Origin of the sequence: Bradyrhizobium diazoefficiens USDA 110, from assembly GCF_000011365.1 — a bacterium.
Taxonomy (GTDB): Bacteria; Pseudomonadota; Alphaproteobacteria; order Rhizobiales; family Xanthobacteraceae; genus Bradyrhizobium; species Bradyrhizobium diazoefficiens.
Window position 1 is genome coordinate 5,580,189 of sequence record NC_004463.1, and the last position, 18,936, is coordinate 5,599,124.

The following is an 18,936-nucleotide window of genomic DNA, read 5'->3' on the forward strand; positions in this document are numbered from 1 at the left end:
ATATGGTGGGGATTGAAGGATCCGGACGCTGGAGCGGTTCGCTGGAACCGCCCCGTTCCGATGATGCCTGAAGGGGCCGTTTTGGACCTTAAGGTCCTGCCGGCCGATGAGAGCCGCCCCTCCCCCCTAGAGCCCAGTATACCCGGCCTTCACGGGGTCCACGCTGCCGTCGAGCTGGCGCAGATAGGTCAGGCCGCAGACCGTCAACCTGTGCGGGTCCTTCTCACCCGCTTCAATCAGCGTGTTGAGGTAGTTCGTCACCTTGGCGCGTGCCTCCTCGCTGGCCGCCGCCGTGCGATTGGCGAGCAGGTCATAAGTCTGCATGATGCGGTCGATGGCAGCGTCCATGGCACCCTCTGGTTCTCTGGAATGTCGGGAGTTTTGATCAGGCAACCGCGCGGGCCTCGGACTGCGTCTCGAACCTGGCGATCGCCTTGTTGGCGAGCCTGATCTTGTTGAATTCGCCGTGCTGGAGCAGCTTGATGATGATCTCGAGCAGGTGTTCGTTGGTGACGAGCGTGTCGGGAATCGCACCGGATCGGCGGAGGTAATTCGCGGCGATGGCATAGGCATCACTCACGAGTTGGACGTTCATGACCTGCAGCCCGCGCCCGACCAGCATCGCATCCTCCGAATCCAGAGAACTAACGGCGATACCGGGCTCCGGTTCCACCCGATCGGCGAATTTTCTCGCAACTGCAAAATGACAAAACGCACCGGTCCGGGAGAAACCGGGCCGGTGCGCTTGGGGAAGTCAGGCACGTTCGGGAGGCTTGCCGGTCTTGTTGCGGGCCGGCTTGGCCATGATCCCTTGGAAACTCAGAGCCGATACAGGATCTGGTCGGTCCAGAACCGCTCGAGACGGTGCAGCGACTTGTTGAGGGTCGAGAATTCCTCGCCCGAGATGCCGCCGACCTGCTCGACCGTCTTGACGTGCTTCTGGTAGAGCGAGTCGACGATACGGCGGACTTCCTGGCCCTGCGGCGTCAGGCGGATGCGCACCGAGCGGCGATCGACGCGCGAGCGCTGGTGATCGAGGAAGCCGAGCTCGACGAGCTTCTTCAGATTGTAGGAGACGTTGGAGCCGAGATAGTAGCCGCGCGTGCGCAGCTCGCCCGCGGTCAGCTCCTTGTCGCCGATGTTGTAGAGCAGGAGCGCCTGCACCGAGTTGATGTCGGCGCGACCGCGGCGATCGAACTCGTCCTTGATGACGTCGAGGAGCCGGCGATGCAGCCGCTCCACCAGAGTCAAAGCTTCCAGATAGAGCGACTGCACCGAACCCTGCTGGCCGGAGACGCGCTCTGCGGTATCTGCCGCAGTTGCGACGGCTTTCATCATGACACTTCCCCTGTTGTCGTTTTTATCGACACTTATTCGACGAAACTTGTGTCCCGTCTGATAGGTGCAACTTAAGGGGCTCGTTTGAAGATCGGCTTAAATAAGAGAATAAAGAGATCATGAATTTAAGACAGTGAATTGCGGATTAAGCCTGTGCCACAAGGGCTTTTCGCAACCCTCTGTTGACCCTCGCAAGGTCCTGTTCACCCTCCGTCCGCCCCGGTTGTCGCATTCCAGAACAGCCCCGCCCCGTTTCGAAACGCGCGCGTAAGAGCTGTGGCGGACCAGGCTAGGTTAGCGAAAACTTACTTCGAATTTTAGGCAACCAGCGGTCAACCAAGCGCCGAACTCTGCTCTCGTGTCCCGGAGCTGAACAGATCGTTGGATGGGTAGAGCGAAGCGAAACCCATCGATGCGGGCGCACGTCGGTGATGGCTTTCGCTGCGCTCTACCCATCCTACAAGAGTCCTGCATCCGCCCTACGGCGGCCGTTCGCGCGCGGCCATCCAGGCGAGCGCCAGATAAGCGGCGAGCATGAAGACCTCGACGCCGACCACGACCAGGCTGCCGCCGTAGATTCCCGGGAACATCAGCTCGATCACCGCCATCGACACCACGGTCGTCAGCCACACCACCGCGCCCCAGGGCGTTGCGAGCCACAGCCCGACGGCGGCGACGAGCTCGATCACGGCGAAGTAGACGGTCGCGGCCTGCCAGGCCATCGACTGGTTCTCGAACGCCTCGTCCTCGCCGCCGACGAAGCCGGTCACCTGCGCCCAATGATAGAGGCCCTTGAGGATCGAGAGCACCGCCATCACCCGCAGGAACAGCACGAGCCGGCGCGTCCAGACATTGTCGTCGGACTCCGAGCGCTCCGACGAGATCGCCGCCACCGACATTGCATTGTCTCTGGCATTGTCTCTGGCGGCGTCCCTGGCGTTGGCGCTGTCGCGGGCCGCATCGCGGGTGGAGATCTCGGACATGGCTCCCTTCTGGCTGTTTCGCCCCGCAAAATCAATCGGCTGCCATCCCTTGCGGCAGGTCAAGCCGCGGTGACGGGAACCATGCGAGCTGGTATAAGAATAATTCCAGCCGGAGGAAGAGTGATGGCGATCAAATACGGGCGTCCGATCGAATTGCGCGAGGTTTCGCGCCGGGATGGCGCGGCAGCCTCCCCTGCCCTCGATCTGGCCATCCGTCCGCGCCGCAACCGCAAGGCCGAGTGGGCCCGGCGGATGGTGCGCGAGAACGTGCTCACCACCGACGATCTGATCTGGCCGCTGTTCCTGATCGACGGCAACAACAAGCGCGAGCAGATCGCCTCGATGCCGGGCGTCGAGCGCCTCAGCGTCGACCAGGCCGTGCGCGAGGCCGAGCGCGCGATGAAGCTCACGATCCCCTGCATCGCGCTGTTTCCCTACACCGACCCGTCCCTGCGCGACGAGGAAGGCTCGGAGGCCTGCAACCCGAACAATCTGGTCTGCCAGGCGGTACGCGCGATCAAGAAGGAATTTCCGGAGATCGGCGTCCTCTGCGACGTCGCGCTCGATCCCTTCACCAGCCACGGCCATGACGGCCTGATCGCGGACGGCGCGATCCTGAACGACGAGACGGTCGCCGTGCTGGTGCGCCAGGCCCTGGTGCAGGCCGAAGCCGGCTGCGACATCATCGCGCCCTCCGACATGATGGACGGCCGCGTCGCCGCGATCCGCGAGGGACTGGACCAGGCAGGGCTCATCGACGTGCAGATCATGGCCTATGCGGCCAAATACGCCTCCGCCTTCTACGGCCCGTTCCGGGACGCCATCGGCTCGGCCAAGACGCTGACCGGCGACAAGCGCACCTACCAGATGGACAGCGCCAACACCGACGAGGCGCTGCGCGAGGTCGAGCTCGACATCTCCGAGGGCGCCGACATGGTGATGGTGAAGCCGGGCATGCCCTATCTCGACGTGGTCCGCCGCGTGAAGGACACCTTTGCGATGCCGACCTTCGCCTACCAGGTGTCCGGTGAATACGCGATGATCGCGGCGGCCGCGGGCAACGGCTGGCTCGACGGCGACCGCGCGATGATGGAGAGCCTGCTCGCCTTCAAGCGCGCCGGCGCGGATGGCGTGCTGAGCTACTTTGCCCCGAAGGCGGCGGAGAAGCTGCGGACGCAGGGGTAAGGTCATTGTCGTCCTGGCGATGGCCGGGACCCATACCGCGTGATCCATCGATGGCGGGCGGTATTCGTACCAGCGAAGGAATCAAACTTCTGGTCTTCGCCAAACTCTTCCTGGGGTAATGGGTCCTGGCTTTCGCCAGGACGACGCTTGGGTTCGCGGTTGCAGCTCGTCCCTCCCGCCCCCTCGCCCCCGAATCGCCGGAATATTTCGGCTTGTTAATCCCGACGCCCTTGGCACGCGGACGGCCTGTTCCCATGTCCTGCCACGGAAGTTTCCCATCTGGAGGATGGACCATGTCGTATTCGGACTCGGGCAATTCAGGACCCCAGGCAGGCGCCTGGCGCAATGACGGCGGGGTGCAACCGCACGCTTACGATCCATATCTGCACCCGGAACTGTTCCGCGGCGTCGCGACGCGGCGGGTGTTCGCCTTCCTGATCGACATGGTCGTGATCGCGGTGCCGGTCATCCTCGGCTACCTCTTCATCGCCTTGTTCGGCGTGGTCACGCTCGGTATCGGCTGGGCGCTGTTCTGGCTGGCCTGGCCGGCGTCCGTGATCTGGGCCATCGTCTATTACGGCGCCTGCATCGGCGGTCCGTCGTCGGCGACGATCGGCATGCGGGTGATGGACCTGGAGTTGCGCACCTGGTACGGCGCTCCTGGCTATTTCGTGCTCGGCGCCACCCATGCCGTATTGTTCTGGGTGACAGTTTCGTTCCTGTCGCCGTTCGTGGTCCTGGTCGGCCTGTTCAACGGCCGCCGGCGCCTTTTGCATGACTTCGTGCTCGGAACGGTCGTGATCAACAACTCGGTCCGCGCACCCCTGCCCCAGGGCGCCAGAACCTACTGATCAAGAACCTATCAACCAGGACCGGCTAAGCTGAGTGATCTGACCTGCCGAGCAGACCAATTGACCGAGGGCTTCCGTAGCGCGATGCTGACACCCGTTTTGGAGGCCCACGACGTCCCTTGACCCAGCACTCGCGCGACACCCCCCAATTTTACCTTACGGCGCCTTCTCCCTGCCCGTATCTGCCGGGCCGGCATGAGCGCAAGGTGTTCACGCACCTCGTGGGTGACCGCGCGGGCGACCTCAACGACCTCCTGACCCATGGCGGCTTCCGCCGCAGCCAGTCGATCGCCTATCGGCCCGCCTGCGACCAGTGCCGCGCCTGCGTGTCGGTCCGGGTCATCGCCAACGAGTTCCGCCCGTCCCGCAACTTCCGCAAGGTGATAGCGCGTAACGCCGACATCATCGGCGAGCAGCGCAGTGCGGTCCCGACTTCCGAGCAATATTCGGTATTCCGTGCCTATCTCGACGCTCGCCACCGCCACGGCGGCATGGCCGACATGACCGTGCTCGACTACGCCATGATGGTCGAGGACAGCCATGTCGAGACCCGCATCATCGAGTACCGCAAGCGCGGCCCCGACAGCGGTATCACCGGCCGCGGCGAGGAGCTGATCGCGGTTGCGCTCACCGACGTGCTCAGCGACGGCCTGTCGATGGTCTATTCCTTCTTCGAGCCGAGCCAGGTCAGCCGCTCGATGGGCACCTTCATGATCCTCGACCACATCGCCCGCGCCCGTCGGCAAGGGTTGCCCTATGTCTATCTCGGCTACTGGATCGAGGGCTCGAAGAAGATGGACTACAAGGCCCGCTTCCTGCCGCAGCAGCGCCTCGCTCCGTCGGGCTGGCTGCGCATCGACGCGCAAGGGGATGCGGCGTCAGAGCCGCAGGACTAAGCCCTCCGCCGTCTTCCCTCTCAGGAGGCCGCTTCAACCTGACGCGACGGGGCAGGCTTTGCACCGGCGCGACCTCCGGCGATGAACTGAAGCGCCGCGATCCCCGGCAAGAAGTAGTAACCGCCTCCGAGCGCCTGCGTGAACGAGGCCAGCGTCACTTCGCTGCCGCTCGGCAATCCCGGAATGGTGAACGTCTTCGGGACAGGCGACGAACCCACGACAGGATCGTCCTGGCCTTCAAGAGTCCCGAACCGGGGGTTTTGCACCCAGCGCTGGTGGATGAACTCGAACTGGCGCTCGATATCGGCATTGCACGCGATAAAGAACAAGCCATCGCACGACGTGCCGCTTTCGGTCGTCTCACGATAGGGCCGTCCACGGCGGAGCAACCTGTGCAGCTTGGATGATTTGATGCTCGATGGCACATCGATGCCAAGGGAATCGCGCGGATTGGACCGGCGGACATGAGCTCCCTGGGGGCAAACGAAGCCGTTTGCGTCCTGGACTCGATAGCGGAAGGCGTCCGCCGCCGAATCCGACCCCAGAGGTCCCTGCCATCCGAGCGGCATGCCGTCCATCCGACGCCCCATCATTTTTTCGCAGATCGCCCGGCCATTCGCTGCCTTGAACCGCTCGAACGCATCGACATCCTGCGCGATCTGCCGCACGGCCAGGTAGCTTCCGTTCAGCGTGAAGCGGGCACTGGACTGCGGCCACTCCTTCACGTTGGGACAGTAGGTGAGTTCGTCATATTCGTTGCGATAGCCAAGAATGAATTCTCCGGGCTCGACGACACGATCCTCATAGAGGTCGCCGGCATCGCGCTTGGCCTGCTTCAGCGCGGCCCCCCCCTCTTCCCTGAGGCCGCGGATCACGGGTTGAGCGAGGCCGTCGCGGAACCCGAACGGCTCGCGCAGTTTGCCATCTTCCTCTTTCTTGAACGAGCAAGGATTGTTTTCAACGGTCCTGACGATGAATGCATCCGGATCGGGATCCTCCATTCGCGATTTTTCGTCGAGCACCCACCATTGCGCAACGAGGATGTGAACGGTTTGGCGGCCGTCGGGGTCTTCAACATCCGACCAGCGCCATTGATCACGCCCAGCGTCCCTCAACAGCTCTTTGCGCAATGCGCTTCCCATGCCACTGCTGAAAGCAGTCGGAAACGGATGCGTTTCCGCCTCGGTACAGCCAAGCTTCTTCAGCCCTGAAAAACTGAAGGCGACCGCCACGGCCTCGCTGATCGACTCTTCCGGTTTCTTCCTGCCCGTCCCGACACGCTTGGCGCTGACGACCAAACCGCTGTCGACGAGTTTCGCGAGCCAGGCCCGGGCCTGATCCACGCGGCCTTCGCGGATCGTGAGCAACCAGAAGCGGCTGCTCTTGAGCCAGCCGAAGCCGCTCTTCAGCATGCCCTGGATGTCGTCGCTTTGCTCGGAGAGAAGCGGTGCGTGCTTCATGTCTCGATCGCCCTCATGATCAGGTCGTCGTTCTTCTCGTTGCGCTCGCCGAACAGGGCGTCGCGCAGTCCGGTCGCAAGATTGATCTGCTCGATCGTCCTGTTGCACGCGTCGAAATGGTAGATGTGCGGGAGCATGCTGTCGCGCGCGTAGGACTTGAATTTCAGCTCGCACTTCACACCACGGAAGATGACAAAGCGCGTCGGCGGGAAGCTGCGCGGCGCGGCAATGCCAGGCTGACCGTCCACCGCCGGCGCGCGTGGACTGAGCTCCGTCCACCGCCAGGCCAGCGTGGTTCCGGTAGAAGCACCGTTGATGAAATCGTCGAGATAGCCGCCGAAATTGCCGTCATAGTTCGAGCAGAACAGAAAGCGGCGACCGTTGTCGATGATGTGCCAGTGACCGAAATGGATGCCCGGCGCATTTCCGAGCCACCCTTGCGTGAAAAACACCCGTCCGGCGAATGTCACGATACGCAGGGCCGTCCGGATGCACCACGCGCTCCACCCGTTCGGACGACGCACATCCGTAAGGCTGAACATGTGCTGGGTCTTACGGACCAGCTCCGCCTCGCATCTCTCGACCGACGGATGGATCTGCTGGGCACGCGGAACGTCGTCTTCGAGCGGATGGAAGAACTGCTCGCTCAGCTTCGTGAAGCGGCGATTGAGCCAATAGAACAGCGCACCGATGCAAAGCACCACGGCGATCACAGCGACGGCGATCCCGATGATCTCCAATCCGGTCAGCTTTGGTATCTTTGGTTCGACGATACGCGCCATATAGTCCGGAGCGAGCGCATAGGCCAGCGGCGCGAAAGTGTAGGCTATGGCGCACGCGGCTATGGCCAGCAGCAGCGGCACGCCGATGACCCAGCCACCGACATAGGTCGACAGCGATGAGAACGTCTCAGTCGGCCGGTCGAGCTCTTGCTGAACGCTGTTCAACCAGCGCCTCCATGACACGAATTGCGCAGGCAGCGGGACCAGGAACAGCCACACGAGAAATGCAATCACCGCGAACGCCAGAAAACCGTGTCCACTTATCGCCAGCAGACATTTGCTCGTCTTGCTGACAGCGTCCTCCACGGCCTGCACGATGGGACCCGGTTCGCCGAAGAACCAATTGTAGGCGCGCGGAAGTGCCGAGACGAGCCAGAGCGCGACAAACCACAGGACGATCGCCGCTACCGGATAGGCGAGCTTCGCGCCGATGCCGGCCCCCTTCCCGCGCCAGTAGGAACGCGGTGCAGGCGTGGCCGCCCACTCGAAGCGTGGGTCTGCGTATGCCCATCGCGCCAGTGCCAGCGCGAACGCGGTGCGATCATTGCCGTATTTGGATTTCAGCGTCCGCGCCTCGGCTCGCGTGCGCTCGAGCAGGTCCTGCTCCATCTTGATCTGCCGGACCGACCGGTCGCGGGCGCCGACGAAGGCGCCATCGGCGATGCTGTGCCACTGCATCAGCTTGTCCAGCAATTGCTGCTCGTGCTGCGCCGTGGGGACCGCAACGCCGGGAGCGACCATGGCACCGAACAGCGACCACATCGCGCCGCCGGGATGGTGGATGAGGCGATACAGCAGGTCGTACGGGCGCAGGCCCTCCTCGACCGCAAGCTCGAGCATCAGCGAGGGCCTTTGCTCCGCGGCATCGGCCACCGCCGGCAGGAGCCCGATCGAAGCGAAGTGAACCACCGCGACATCGCGCAAGAGGCTGTCCAGCGCATCCTGGAGTGATTGCGGGAGACCGCCTCCGCCGGGCCAGCCGGGCGCAACGATGCAGATCATCTGCTGCCGGACAATCTCGAGCATGGCTGTCTTCTCCGCGTGCTCAGGTGATACGCATGCGCATGCACAACATCAGCGGTCCGTCATACGCAATGGCCTTGCCTTCACCGCGCGCCAGTTGCAGCCGGGGCAAGGTGAGCAAGCCGATCAGCGCGCTTGTCAGGATATCCACCGCGTAGTCCCGGGCGGGACATTGGCGGTAGCCATAGCCGAACATGAGATACCGCAAGGCATCTTCGCTGCCCCAATCGCGGTTCGGGCAGAAGCGACCGCTTTGGGGCACCGCGCTGGGATCGAACAGGGCAGCGATCGACAACAGCGAGACCTTGCCGCCGCCCGGACATCCAGCGTTGCTTCGCGCGCCCGTCTCCATTTCCGTATCCCGCGGCACGTCGCGCGCCAGCAGCGGAAAAATCGGCCGGAAGCGCATGAGCTCGAGTACATGGTTGCGCACGGCCTTGCGAAAATCGGGGTCGGTCCAGACGCGGGACTCGCCGAGAGCCCTGGCCCGCGATCGCAGCTGTTCATAGACCTTCTGTCGTCCCAGCAGCTCTTGCATGACAAGGGCTCCCGACTGGACGGTGACCGGATGCGAGATCCAGGCAAGGCCTACCGCGTTTCGTTCAATGTCCTCGGAGGAGCTTTTGACGCCCCACGCAGCGCCGATGGGGCCGGTGACGCGATCGATGCGCGCCTGTAGCGCATCCCCACACGATTCCGCCCGCCGCCGGAGGTCGAGTGTCGCCAGGTTGCCGGCCAGCAGCTGCCCCGCGACGTATCGGATCTCAAGCATGTACTGTCGTTGCAAGCCTTCATCGACATCGCCTTGCGCAGCGTTGGTCGCCGACCCCGCAACCACGGCGCCTATCGCATCTCCAAACAGGGGTCTCATGGCGTGGAATACGACCCACATCAGGTAATCATCGATCAGATCGAATTCGGCCGCTCCGGGCTTGCTCAGGTCCTTGATCCGGCGCTGTGCCTCGGCATCGGAATCGGCTGGAACGTCCAGAGCCGCCAACCGCGCATGGACGAGATCCCGATCGGCCGAATAGGTCGGGCCGGGATCCATCCCGATGAGATAGTCTCCGGAGACCATGTTGGCCGCATGCGCCGTGTTGGAAAAGCTGCGCGTGCGCGTCAGCACGTCCTTGACGGCACTGGCGCGTGCCACCATGCCGAACAAGCCCCCCACCGAGGGCCAGCGCCGCAGCAGTGCGCCGAGCGCACGCAAGACGGTGATGTGGCGGTTGAGCCAGCAAAAGACACCATAGGAGAGACTGCGTGCTCCCGGCTGCAAGGCGTCGGGTTCATAAGTGGAGAGTTTCATGCTGCATGCCCATCCTTCCGCCAATCCGCGAGGGCCGCTGCGGCCCGCCTTTGATAGTGGGGCATGCCCAGGCGTTCCGCCGCCAGGGCGACTCGCTTGAAATGCGCTTCGGCCCCGGCCTGATCGCCGGCGTGCCGCAACGTTTCAGCGAGCTCGTACAGAGCTTCGGTCTGGTGCCCGTATTCTTCAGCGGCCTGCTCGACCGCCTTGCGTCCGACCGCGATCGCATCGTCCAGCCGTCGGAGCTTGCGATAGGCGACACCGAGGCTCACACGCATGAACGTCCGGCCGTAGGGGCCGGCCGCCTCGTAGATGCGATCGGCGAACCCTCTCTCCAGCATGGGCACCGCTTCGGCAGCCTTGCCGTTGCGTGCAAGCGCGCTGCCGAGAACGCCCATGCAAACGGAAAGCATGGTCGGCACGTTGTGCGTCAGGCACTGCTGCAGGTCCACGCGCATCATGCGTTCCGCCCGGTCGAGCTCGTCGTTCTCGATCCACATCTGCGATTGGACGGTATCGACCAGCAGACGGGAGTATGGGTGGTCGATGTTCGACAAGATCTCGTAGGCCTTGGCGCAGAAGGCGCTACCGGCTTCGCTGTCCCCGAGGCGCCAGAGCGTGCTGGCGTGAAACGCATACAGGTTGATGATGGGAATGGCGGCCCATCCGGGCTGAACGTAGTGCGCCGACAGTTCCGGGCCGTATTCGGACAGCAGGACGTTGCCTTCGACGGCCGCTTCCGCGTATCGCCCGAGGGCATGCAGATGCATCAGGCGCGTCTGATGCGCCGCCATCGTCATGTGGCGACGCTGTGCAAGGCGGGCCGCTTCCAGGCCCTGCGAGGCGTAGCGCAAGCCTTGCTCGAAACGACCGCGCATCCACAGAAACACCGCTGTCTCGGTCGAAACCGCCGCCCGTGCGCGCTGATCGTTCAGTTGCACGGCAATGGCTTCAGCCCTTTCCATGTTGCTGAAGATGTCGTCGATCTGCCCAAGGGCCATCATTGCCCCGATGGCTTCCAGACGAAGCGCAAGCTCCAGGGCTTGCGCAGTCGGGGCGCCGTCGACACGCCGTGCAGCCTGGATCCCCTTCTCGAACAATTGGAGGGCCTCCTGATTGGCCGAATGCGAGATGGCTCGTGCCATCGACTTGATGGCGAACTTCGCCGCCTGCTCCCATTCCTCGCCTTTGAAGGAATGATGCGCCAACACCGGCGCGGCATCGGCATCCGCGGCTCCCGGCTGCGCGTGGAGCGCCAGGAAGGCCTGTCGATGCAGCGCCTTGAGCCTGCTGCGCGTAAGCACCCCGAGCACGACGTCGCGCACCAGCGCGTGGCGGAACGCGAACGCCTGCGGCTCGAGCGACAGGCTCGTCTGCTCCGGACACGACAGGAGGCCGGACGCGACGCAAAGGGCGAGCAATTCTTCGGCGCGCGCGATGTCCACCGCCTGCATCGTGGCGATCAGGTCGCGCGTGATGGGATCGCCAAGAACGGCCGCAGCCTCGAGCGCAGACTTGGCGGCCTCGGGCAGCCTGTCGGTCCGCGCGCCGATGACCGCGGCGATCGAGCCCGGCACGCGCAGCTCTCCGAGAGGCCTCTGGAGGCGGTACGCTCCCGGCGTTCCCTCGAGCGATCCGTCATCGATGAGGGTGATGACCAGTTGCTCGAGGAAGAAGGGATTACCGTCGGCGCGGGCGACCAGCTCGTTCATGACGCCGAGCACGGATGGATCGTCCCCCAGCAGGGCACGCGCGAGCCTGAGCATCTGGCCGTCGTGCAGAGGCTCGATCATGCGCTCTACGAACCACGGCGCCTGCCGCCACTGGTGCTCGAAATCGGGCCGATAGCTGACGCAGACCAGAACCGGCAACTCCTGAAGCTTCGGAAGCAAGGCCTCGAACAACCTCCGGCTCTCGCGATCGGCCAGGAAAACGTCCTCGAGCACCAGCACGAACGGGCCAGACCGCGCGCGCCTGCGCACCAGCCACAGCAGTGCTTCGCCAATGCGGCGCCGTCGTTGTACCGGGTTCAGCGCCAGCCAGGCCTGATCGGGCGCCGCCAGCCCCAACAGGTCGCTGGCCGCCGCGAGATGTTCGGCGCCCTCGGCTGGCCATCCCTCGATCAAGGCCTGCCTGGCGGACTGCCGTACGTCCGTCACGTTCATTTGCACCAGCCCAACCAGGCTCGCGATCAGGTCCGCGGCGGCGCTGTAGGCGCGCGTGCTCGCATAGCCTCTCGCCTGCGAAACGCAGACGTCCATGCCCTCGCTTGCGAGGGCGGCCGTCCAGTCGGCAACCAAGCGGGACTTTCCGATCCCGGCATCGCCGCACAGCCCGATCGTTCGCATTCCACCCTTTCGAACGACCTCAAGGTCCCCTGCCAGGATCCGTAAGGAATCTTCGCGTCCGACCAGAGGCGCCCAGCGTTGCTTGCGCGTCAGCGGCGCCGCTGCCGAACTTTCGGTCTCGACCACGACCTCGTGGAGTTCGATCGGCTCGTCCAATCCCCGTATTTGCCGGGTCCCTACCGACCGCGTCTCGATCTGCTGGGCGACAAGCCGCTGCGTCGCGGCACTGACCAGAATGCCGCCGGGCGGTGCCATCTTTTCGAGCCGGGACGCAAGGTGAATCGTCTTGCCATCTGCTCCGTAGTGCGACCAATCGTATTGTCCGACAACCCCGACCAGCACCTCTCCCGAATTGATGCCGATGCGCAGCGTCGGACTTGCAACGCCTTGCACGTCATGGCCGGGAACGGTTGCTCTCTGCATCTTGAGGGCGGCAAGGCACGCACGTAAGGCGTGATCCTCCTGCGCCAGGGGCGCACCGAACAAGGCGACGAGCCCATCGCCGAGCAACTGGCTGACCGTGCCGCCATAGGTCTCGACCGCCTCGGCCAGTTGGTTCAGCGCCTTGCCGAGGTAGTTACGGGCTTCTTCGGGGTCGGAATGCTGCAGCAATGCGGTCGAGTCGCAGACATCGGCGAAAAGCACGCTGACGTGCTTATTCTCGGTCAGCATCTTTGATCGTAACGGCGGATGATCACGCAGCTGGACGACCTGTGCGCCCCGATCCTGGGTACCGGGCTCCACCACGCGACGCTTGAGATCCGCGCCGCATTGCGAGCAGAACCGATCTTCGCGGGCAACACGCGTTGAACACGTGGGACACCTGGTCACGGCAGCCCCCATTCATCAATGAATTTACCGAAACAACCGATGCTTCCTGGCCTGATCATCGTCCCCTCCCGGACGTGAACCCGCGCAGCGAAAAAACAAGCCGTCAATCAAAGCAATGAATCTAACCAACCATTCGCGTGCCGACCGGGCTCGCGCAGAACCGATAGATGTATCCGGAGAAAATGCGGTCGGCGCACTTTATCCGGCGCGGGCCGCCGATCATCCCGCGGGGAGTAAAATCAATCCTGAAACAAACAACATGACACTACGCCCTACAACACTCGTCCTAGTAGCAATTGGTGGGCAGTATACGCGCCCCGCATAAATTGAAAAGTGAGGCAGTTCACAAAATCGAGGTTCAGGCGTGTGCCCATCCGCCCTTTCGTGCTCTTGGGAAAATCAGGCCGCTAGCCCAAAATGCCACCGGGCGCGGCTGTTGTGGCCAGGCGGAGCAAGCGGCCGCCTCGGCTCACCCCAACAGCGTATCCGCCAGCAGCTTCAGATTCAAAACCACGATGACGCCCGCGACGATCCACGCGATCGCAGCGACGTACGGGGAAATCGCGAACTTGCCCATCTTGCGGCGATCGGAGACGAAGCGGACCAGCGGGATGACGGCGAAGGGCAGCTGCATCGACAGCACGACCTGACTGAACACCAAGAGATCGGCCGTGCCGCGCTCGCCGTAGATCGCCGTGACGATGATCACCGGAATGATCGCGATGCCGCGCGTGAGCAGGCGGCGCGCCCAGCTTGGCAGGCGCAGATCGAGAAAACCCTCCATCACGATCTGGCCTGCAAGCGTCGCGGTCACCGTCGAGTTGAGGCCCGAGGCCAGCAGCGCGATGGCAAACAGCGTCGAGGCGATACCGAGGCCGAGCAGCGGTGACAAGAGCTCGAAAGCCTGGCCGATCTCGGCGACGTCGGAATGGCCGCTCTTGTGGAAGGTTGCCGCGGCGACCACGAGGATCGCGGCGTTGATGAACAGCGCCAGCATCAGGGCGATGGTCGAGTCCGTCGTCGCCCATTTGATCGCCTCGCGCCGGCCTGTCTCGTTGCGCTCATAGGCGCGCGTCTGCACGATCGAGGAGTGCAGATAGAGATTATGCGGCATCACGGTGGCACCGATGATACCGATCGCGATGTAGAGCATCTCCGGATTGGTGAAGATCTCGCTCTTCGGCATGAAGCCATGCAGGACCTCCGCGACCGGCGGCGCCGCGGCCACGATCTGGACCGCGAAGCAAACCGCGATCACCGCGAGCAGCGCGATGACGAAGGCTTCCAGGAAACGGAAGCCGCGGTTCATCAATAGCAGCAGCAGGAAGGCATCGAGCGCGGCGATCAGCGCGCCGCCGATCAGGGGGATGCCGAACAGGAGCTTGAGCGCGATCGCCGTGCCGATGACCTCGGCGAGATCGCAGGCGATGATCGCCGCCTCGCAGGCGAGCCAGAGCAGGAAGTTCACCGCCGGCGAATAGGTCGCGCGGCAGGCCTGCGCGAGGTCGCGGTCCGTGACGATGCCGAGCCGCGCCGCCAGCGACTGGAGCAGGATCGCCATCAGGTTGGAGAGCAGGATGACCGAGAGCAGCGTGTAGCCGAACTTCGATCCGCCGGCGAGGTCGGTCGCCCAGTTGCCGGGATCCATGTAGCCGACCGAGACGAGATAGCCCGGACCGACGAAGGCGAGCAGCCGCCGCCACCACACCCCCGCCGTGGGGAGGGCGACGGAGGCATTCACCTCGGCCAGGCTTTTTGTGGTCGGCACGTCGGTGCGCCAGCCGGCGGCGTCGGTGGTTAAATCGGGCGATCGGGCATCCATGTGGTCAGAATACCGAAGTCGAAGCTTATTGCAACTCATTTGCAACTGCATCTGGCCGCATCGGTTCCCGGCACGGACCTGTTTTGCCCCGGGCCTGTCGGGAAGCGGGTGGGTTTGGCCGGTCTCGGGGGCGGATACTGGCGCCAATCCGACTCTGCAGGAAATGAGCCATGTCAAATCCGCCTCGCCTCCCCGACACCTTCAACCGCCTCGCCTGGTCCAATCTCGCGGCGCAATCGGCCGAGCAGATCGCGCTGGCCGCAGCCCCCATCGTCGCCGTGCTGACGCTCGGGGTCGCTGAAGGCCAGACCGGCCTATTGCAGACGGCGCTGACACTTCCGTTCGTGCTCTTCGCCATCCCGGCCGGCCTGCTCGCCGACCGCATCTCCCGCCGCGCTCTGATGGCGGGCGCCGAGGCGCTGCGGGCCGCAGCCCTCGCGGCGATCGTGCTGCTGCTTGCGCTCGGCGCCCTCAATCTGCCGCTGCTGGCCCTGCTCGGCTTCGCTGCCGTGTGCGGCACCGTCGTCTACAGCGTGGCCGCACCGGCCCTGGTGCCCTCGCTGGTGAGTTCGGACCTGTTGCCAGCCGCCAATGCCCGGATCGAGCTCGCGCGCACCATCGCCTTTGCCAGCGGGCCTGCGCTTGGTGGCGCGCTGGTCGGCTGGTGGGGCGCGAGCCTGGCTTTCGGCTTTGCCGCGGCGCTCTCGGCCATTGCCGTGGTGCTGCTCTCCGGCATCTACGAGCCCGCCCGCACGCCGGCGCCGCGGCGCCATCCGTTCCAGGACATCCGCGAAGGCGCAGCCTTCGTGTTTCACCATCCGCTGCTACGGCCGGTCTTCATCACCCAGTTCATCTTCAACACCGGCTGGTTCTTGCAGATCGCCGTGTTCGTGCCTTATGCCGTGCGCCATCTCGGGCTGACCGCCGCCGGCGTCGGCACGGTGCTGACGATGTACGGCGTCGGCATGGTGATCGGCGCGCTGCTCGCGACGCGCGTGATGCAGCGCGTCGCCTTCGGCACGGTTGTCGGCCTCGGCCCGGTCACCGGCTTCGCCGCCTCCTTGGTGATGGCGCTGACGGTGCTGGTCCCCTCGCCCTGGCTTGCGGCCTTGAGTTTCTTCCTGCTCGGCGTCGGGCCGATCCTGTGGGTGATCTCGACCACCACTCTGCGCCAGTCCGTGACGCCGCCGCGCCTGCTCGGCCGCGTCTCCGCCATCAACATCATGAGCTACGGCGCCCGCCCGCTCGGCTCGGCGTTGGGGGCAATCGTCGGCGGGCTCTGGAGCGCGGAGGCGTGCCTTTATCTCGCGGCGGCGGTGTTCGGCATGCAGGCGCTCGTGATCCTGCTGTCACCGGCCGCGTCACTCGACCGGCAGCCGGACATGGTGGGGGACGAAGTGGCGGTGAGGTGTTAGCTGCGTCGCGATTGCGGAAAGTGGCGCAGCATCCTCCTCGTCGTCCTGGCTTTCGCCAGGACGACGTAGGCGAGGGAGTGATGCCTAACTCGCCAGATACCGCTCATAGCTCCCCGTCACCGGCTCGCTGGCGTCAACCTCCGGATCGAGCGTGTAGAGGTCCTGCGCGCGGCCGATGCCGCGCAGCGCGTAGCGGCCGGTGGAGACGAGATAGCGGCGGCCGGCGGCATCGAGCCCCTTGTAGAACTCCGCCGACGCCAACAGCTCGCGATCGACCGAGCGGCTCATCGAGGCGATGCGGCTGACCTCGTTCACCGTCGGACCCACCACCGTGAAATCGAGCCGATCCTCGCTGCCGATATTGCCGTAGAAGACCTCTCCGACATGCAGCCCGATATAAGCCGACGTGGTGGGACGGCCGTCCGCCTCCCGCCGCTTGTTCAGCGCTGCGACGTTCTGGCGGAACAGATGCTCGGCGCGGAGCGCAGCACGTCGCGCATGCGCCATGTCCTCGCCGGTGAACATCGCGAGCACACCGTCACCGATCAGCTTCAGCACGTCGCCGCCGGCATCGTGGATCGCATCGATCACGGCCTGCGCATAGTCGTTGAGAAACGGGATGATCTCGTCGGGACCGATGCTCTCGCTGATCCCGGTCGAGCCGCGCAAATCCGAGTACCACAGCACTGCCTTGATGCGCTCGGTGACGCCGCGCGAGATGCGGCCGCCCAGCACCTGCTCGGAGGCGCCGCGGCCGAGATAGACGCGCCCGAGCGTGCGCGCGATATCGACCTGCTGCGCCGACTTGATCGCGAGCCCCAGCACCGGCACGAGATCGCGCAGGGACTCCAACTCGGCTTCGCTGAAGCCGCTGTCGCGGCGCGTGGTCCAGCAGGAATAGAGGCAATCCATCAGGCCGAGCGCGCCGTTCTCGCCGAAGCGGTGCACGAAAGCGAGATAATGCTTATGGCCCTTCTCGGCGAGTTCGCCGATCTGCGAGAAATCCAGCGACGGCGCGTCGGCGAGATCGATCACCATCTCGTCGTGGCCGTGCTCGAGCATGTGGAAGAACACCGAGCGGCGCCAGTGCTGGGCCGCATCGCCTTCGGCGGTCGAACCGTATTCGAACGCGTCGCTCTCGTTGCTCGCCCGGTCGCTCCAGCGGAAACCGCGGCCCTCATAGATCGGATGCAGCGTGTCGATGACGACGAGGGCGCGCGAGAGTTCCAGGCCCTCGGCGCGGCAGCGCTCGCAGAACCCGCGGAGCAGTTCGTTTTCGGGCAGGCCCGTGAGCCCCTGGCCGGTCAGCCAGTTCATCAGCGCGAGGCGCGAGGTCAATTGCATGCGCCATTATGCCGTGCATTCGTGACGAGCGAAAGGCGCAAGCCTCGCGCGAGCCATGCGCAAGGCTCCCGTCCCTTGCAGGTCGAATATGCCGCGATCACGGTTGACGCACTCGCTGCGCCGGCGGCAAATGCCGGCGATGATGACTTTGTCGGCCAGAATCGGAAGCACGCGCGGATGAGCCAGCGCCAGCTCCCGATCATCCTGGCGCTCGGCACCACGCAGACCCTGGCCTGGGCTTCCAGCTACTATCTGCCGGCCCTGCTCGCCGATCCCATGGCGCATGACCTTGGCGTCTCCTCCAACTGGATCTTTGGCGCGTTCTCGGCCTCGCTGGTGATCTCCGCGATGCTCGGCCCGCGGATCGGGCGGCAGATCGATCTCGTCGGCGGACGGCAGGTGCTGTCCGCCTCGAACCTGACCATGGCCGCCGGCCTCGTGCTCCTTGGGTTGTCGCAATCCGTTCTGGTGATGGCGGTCGCCTGGCTCGTACTCGGCATCGGCATGGCGATGGGGCTCTATGACGCCGCCTTCGCCGCGCTCGGCCGCATCTACGGCACCGAGGCGCGCAGGCCCATCACCGGCATCACGCTGATGGCGGGCTTCGCCTCCACCGTCGGCTGGCCGCTCACCGCCTGGGGCCTCGCCCATATCGGCTGGCGCGAGACCTGCTTTGCCTGGGCCGCCGCCAACATCCTGATCGGCCTGCCCCTCAACTTCTTCATGCTGCCGGCGATCAAGGGCGCCAAGCAGGCGGCGGCGACGGCCGCGAAGCCGCATGTGCCGCTCGACCGCACCATGATCCTGCTCGCCTTCGTCTTCGCCGCGGCCTGGACCGTCACCGGCGCGATGGCGGTGCATTTCCCGCGCATCGTGGAGGCAACCGGCGCGACCCATGTCGAGGCGATCGCGGCCGGCGCACTGATCGGTCCGGCGCAAGTGCTCGCGCGCATCCTCGAAGCGAGCGTTCTGAGCCGCTTTCATCCGCTGTGGTCGACGCGGCTGGCCTGCGTGACCCATCCGATTGGAGCTGCCGTCGTCGCCATCTTCGGCGGCGCCGCGGCGAGCGCGTTTGCGTTGCTGCACGGCTCGGGCAACGGCATCCTGACGATCGCCCGCGGCACGCTGCCGCTGTCGATCTTCGGGCCGAAGGATTTCGGCTACCGCCTCGGCATCATCGGCGCGCCGGCGCGGATGGCACAGGCGGTGGCGCCACTGGCGTTCGGCCTCCTCATCGACGTCATGGGCGCCAAGGTGCTGATGGTCTCCTCCGCGCTGAGCCTCTCGGCGCTGGCGGCGCTGTTCCTGATCCGCGCCGAGCGCCGGCCCGATTGACCGCACCGCCGCTT

The 18,936-nt window shown here is 64.8% G+C and carries 15 protein-coding genes; 5 read left to right on the top strand and 10 right to left on the bottom strand.

Going from position 1 to position 18,936, the window contains the following annotated elements:
* Positions 1-126: 126 nt before the first annotated feature.
* The 4 genes from BJA_RS25360 to BJA_RS25375 all read right to left on the bottom strand — a co-directional run bounded on the left by BJA_RS25360 (position 127) and on the right by BJA_RS25375 (position 2,321).
* The gene (locus tag BJA_RS25360) at positions 127-348 is read right to left on the bottom strand and encodes a hypothetical protein (RefSeq protein WP_011087795.1); all 222 of its coding nucleotides are present in this window, start codon (positions 346-348) and stop codon (positions 127-129) included.
* A 37-nt stretch (positions 349-385) separates the two neighbouring features.
* Positions 386-622, bottom strand: a complete 237-nt coding sequence (locus tag BJA_RS25365) for a hypothetical protein (RefSeq protein ID WP_028171631.1) — start codon at positions 620-622, stop codon at positions 386-388.
* Positions 623-819: 197 nt separating this feature from the next.
* On the bottom strand, positions 820-1,338 hold the full coding sequence (gene ldtR / locus BJA_RS25370) for a transcriptional regulator LdtR (protein ID WP_011087797.1): 519 nt from the start codon (positions 1,336-1,338) through the stop codon (positions 820-822).
* 479 nt (positions 1,339-1,817) lie between these two features.
* Complete coding sequence (locus BJA_RS25375; protein WP_038966341.1) at positions 1,818-2,321, bottom strand: DUF6163 family protein; 504 nt, start codon at positions 2,319-2,321, stop codon at positions 1,818-1,820.
* 123 nt (positions 2,322-2,444) lie between these two features.
* Between BJA_RS25375 and hemB the strand changes: the two genes are divergently transcribed.
* The 3 genes from hemB to BJA_RS25390 all read left to right on the top strand — a co-directional run bounded on the left by hemB (position 2,445) and on the right by BJA_RS25390 (position 5,253).
* Entirely contained in the window at positions 2,445-3,506 is a 1,062-nt protein-coding gene (gene hemB / locus BJA_RS25380) for a porphobilinogen synthase (RefSeq protein WP_038966342.1), read from the top strand.
* A gap of 293 nt (positions 3,507-3,799) precedes the next feature.
* The gene (locus tag BJA_RS25385) at positions 3,800-4,357 is read left to right on the top strand and encodes an RDD family protein (protein WP_028171628.1); all 558 of its coding nucleotides are present in this window, start codon (positions 3,800-3,802) and stop codon (positions 4,355-4,357) included.
* 119 nt (positions 4,358-4,476) lie between these two features.
* Positions 4,477-5,253 carry an arginyltransferase gene (locus tag BJA_RS25390; RefSeq protein WP_011087800.1) on the top strand — a complete coding sequence of 259 codons (777 nt, stop codon included), beginning with the start codon at positions 4,477-4,479 and terminating at the stop codon, positions 5,251-5,253.
* 20 nt (positions 5,254-5,273) lie between these two features.
* On the opposite strand, the gene BJA_RS25395 is transcribed toward BJA_RS25390, so the two are convergent.
* The 5 genes from BJA_RS25395 to BJA_RS25415 form a co-directional block, all read right to left on the bottom strand.
* Positions 5,274-6,713: a Dyp-type peroxidase gene (locus tag BJA_RS25395; protein ID WP_162494115.1), complete on the bottom strand. Its 1,440-nt coding sequence runs from the start codon at positions 6,711-6,713 to the stop codon at positions 5,274-5,276.
* Positions 6,710-8,521 carry a hypothetical protein gene (locus BJA_RS25400; protein WP_011087802.1) on the bottom strand — a complete coding sequence of 604 codons (1,812 nt, stop codon included), beginning with the start codon at positions 8,519-8,521 and terminating at the stop codon, positions 6,710-6,712. The genes BJA_RS25395 and BJA_RS25400 overlap by 4 nt, the downstream gene beginning before the upstream one ends.
* Before the next feature lie 19 nt (positions 8,522-8,540).
* The gene (locus BJA_RS25405) at positions 8,541-9,827 is read right to left on the bottom strand and encodes a hypothetical protein (RefSeq protein ID WP_011087803.1); all 1,287 of its coding nucleotides are present in this window, start codon (positions 9,825-9,827) and stop codon (positions 8,541-8,543) included.
* Positions 9,824-12,847: an ATP-binding protein gene (locus BJA_RS25410; protein WP_236842072.1), complete on the bottom strand. Its 3,024-nt coding sequence runs from the start codon at positions 12,845-12,847 to the stop codon at positions 9,824-9,826. The genes BJA_RS25405 and BJA_RS25410 overlap by 4 nt, the downstream gene beginning before the upstream one ends.
* A 628-nt stretch (positions 12,848-13,475) precedes the next feature.
* Positions 13,476-14,828, bottom strand: coding sequence for an Nramp family divalent metal transporter (locus BJA_RS25415; protein WP_011087805.1), 1,353 nt, complete (start codon positions 14,826-14,828; stop codon positions 13,476-13,478).
* A 170-nt stretch (positions 14,829-14,998) separates the two neighbouring features.
* Between BJA_RS25415 and BJA_RS25420 the strand changes: the two genes are divergently transcribed.
* Positions 14,999-16,243 (top strand): MFS transporter, encoded by a 1,245-nt coding sequence (locus BJA_RS25420; protein ID WP_011087806.1) that lies wholly within the window; start codon positions 14,999-15,001, stop codon positions 16,241-16,243.
* Positions 16,244-16,327: 84 nt separating this feature from the next.
* Here the strand turns inward: BJA_RS25420 and BJA_RS25425 are convergent, their stop codons facing one another.
* Positions 16,328-17,587 carry an adenylate/guanylate cyclase domain-containing protein gene (locus BJA_RS25425; protein WP_011087807.1) on the bottom strand — a complete coding sequence of 420 codons (1,260 nt, stop codon included), beginning with the start codon at positions 17,585-17,587 and terminating at the stop codon, positions 16,328-16,330.
* Between the two features lie 177 nt (positions 17,588-17,764).
* On the opposite strand from BJA_RS25425, the gene BJA_RS25430 reads away from it, so the two are divergent.
* A complete protein-coding gene (locus tag BJA_RS25430; protein WP_011087808.1) occupies positions 17,765-18,922 on the top strand; it encodes an MFS transporter in 1,158 nt (385 codons plus the stop codon).
* Positions 18,923-18,936 lie beyond the last annotated feature (14 nt).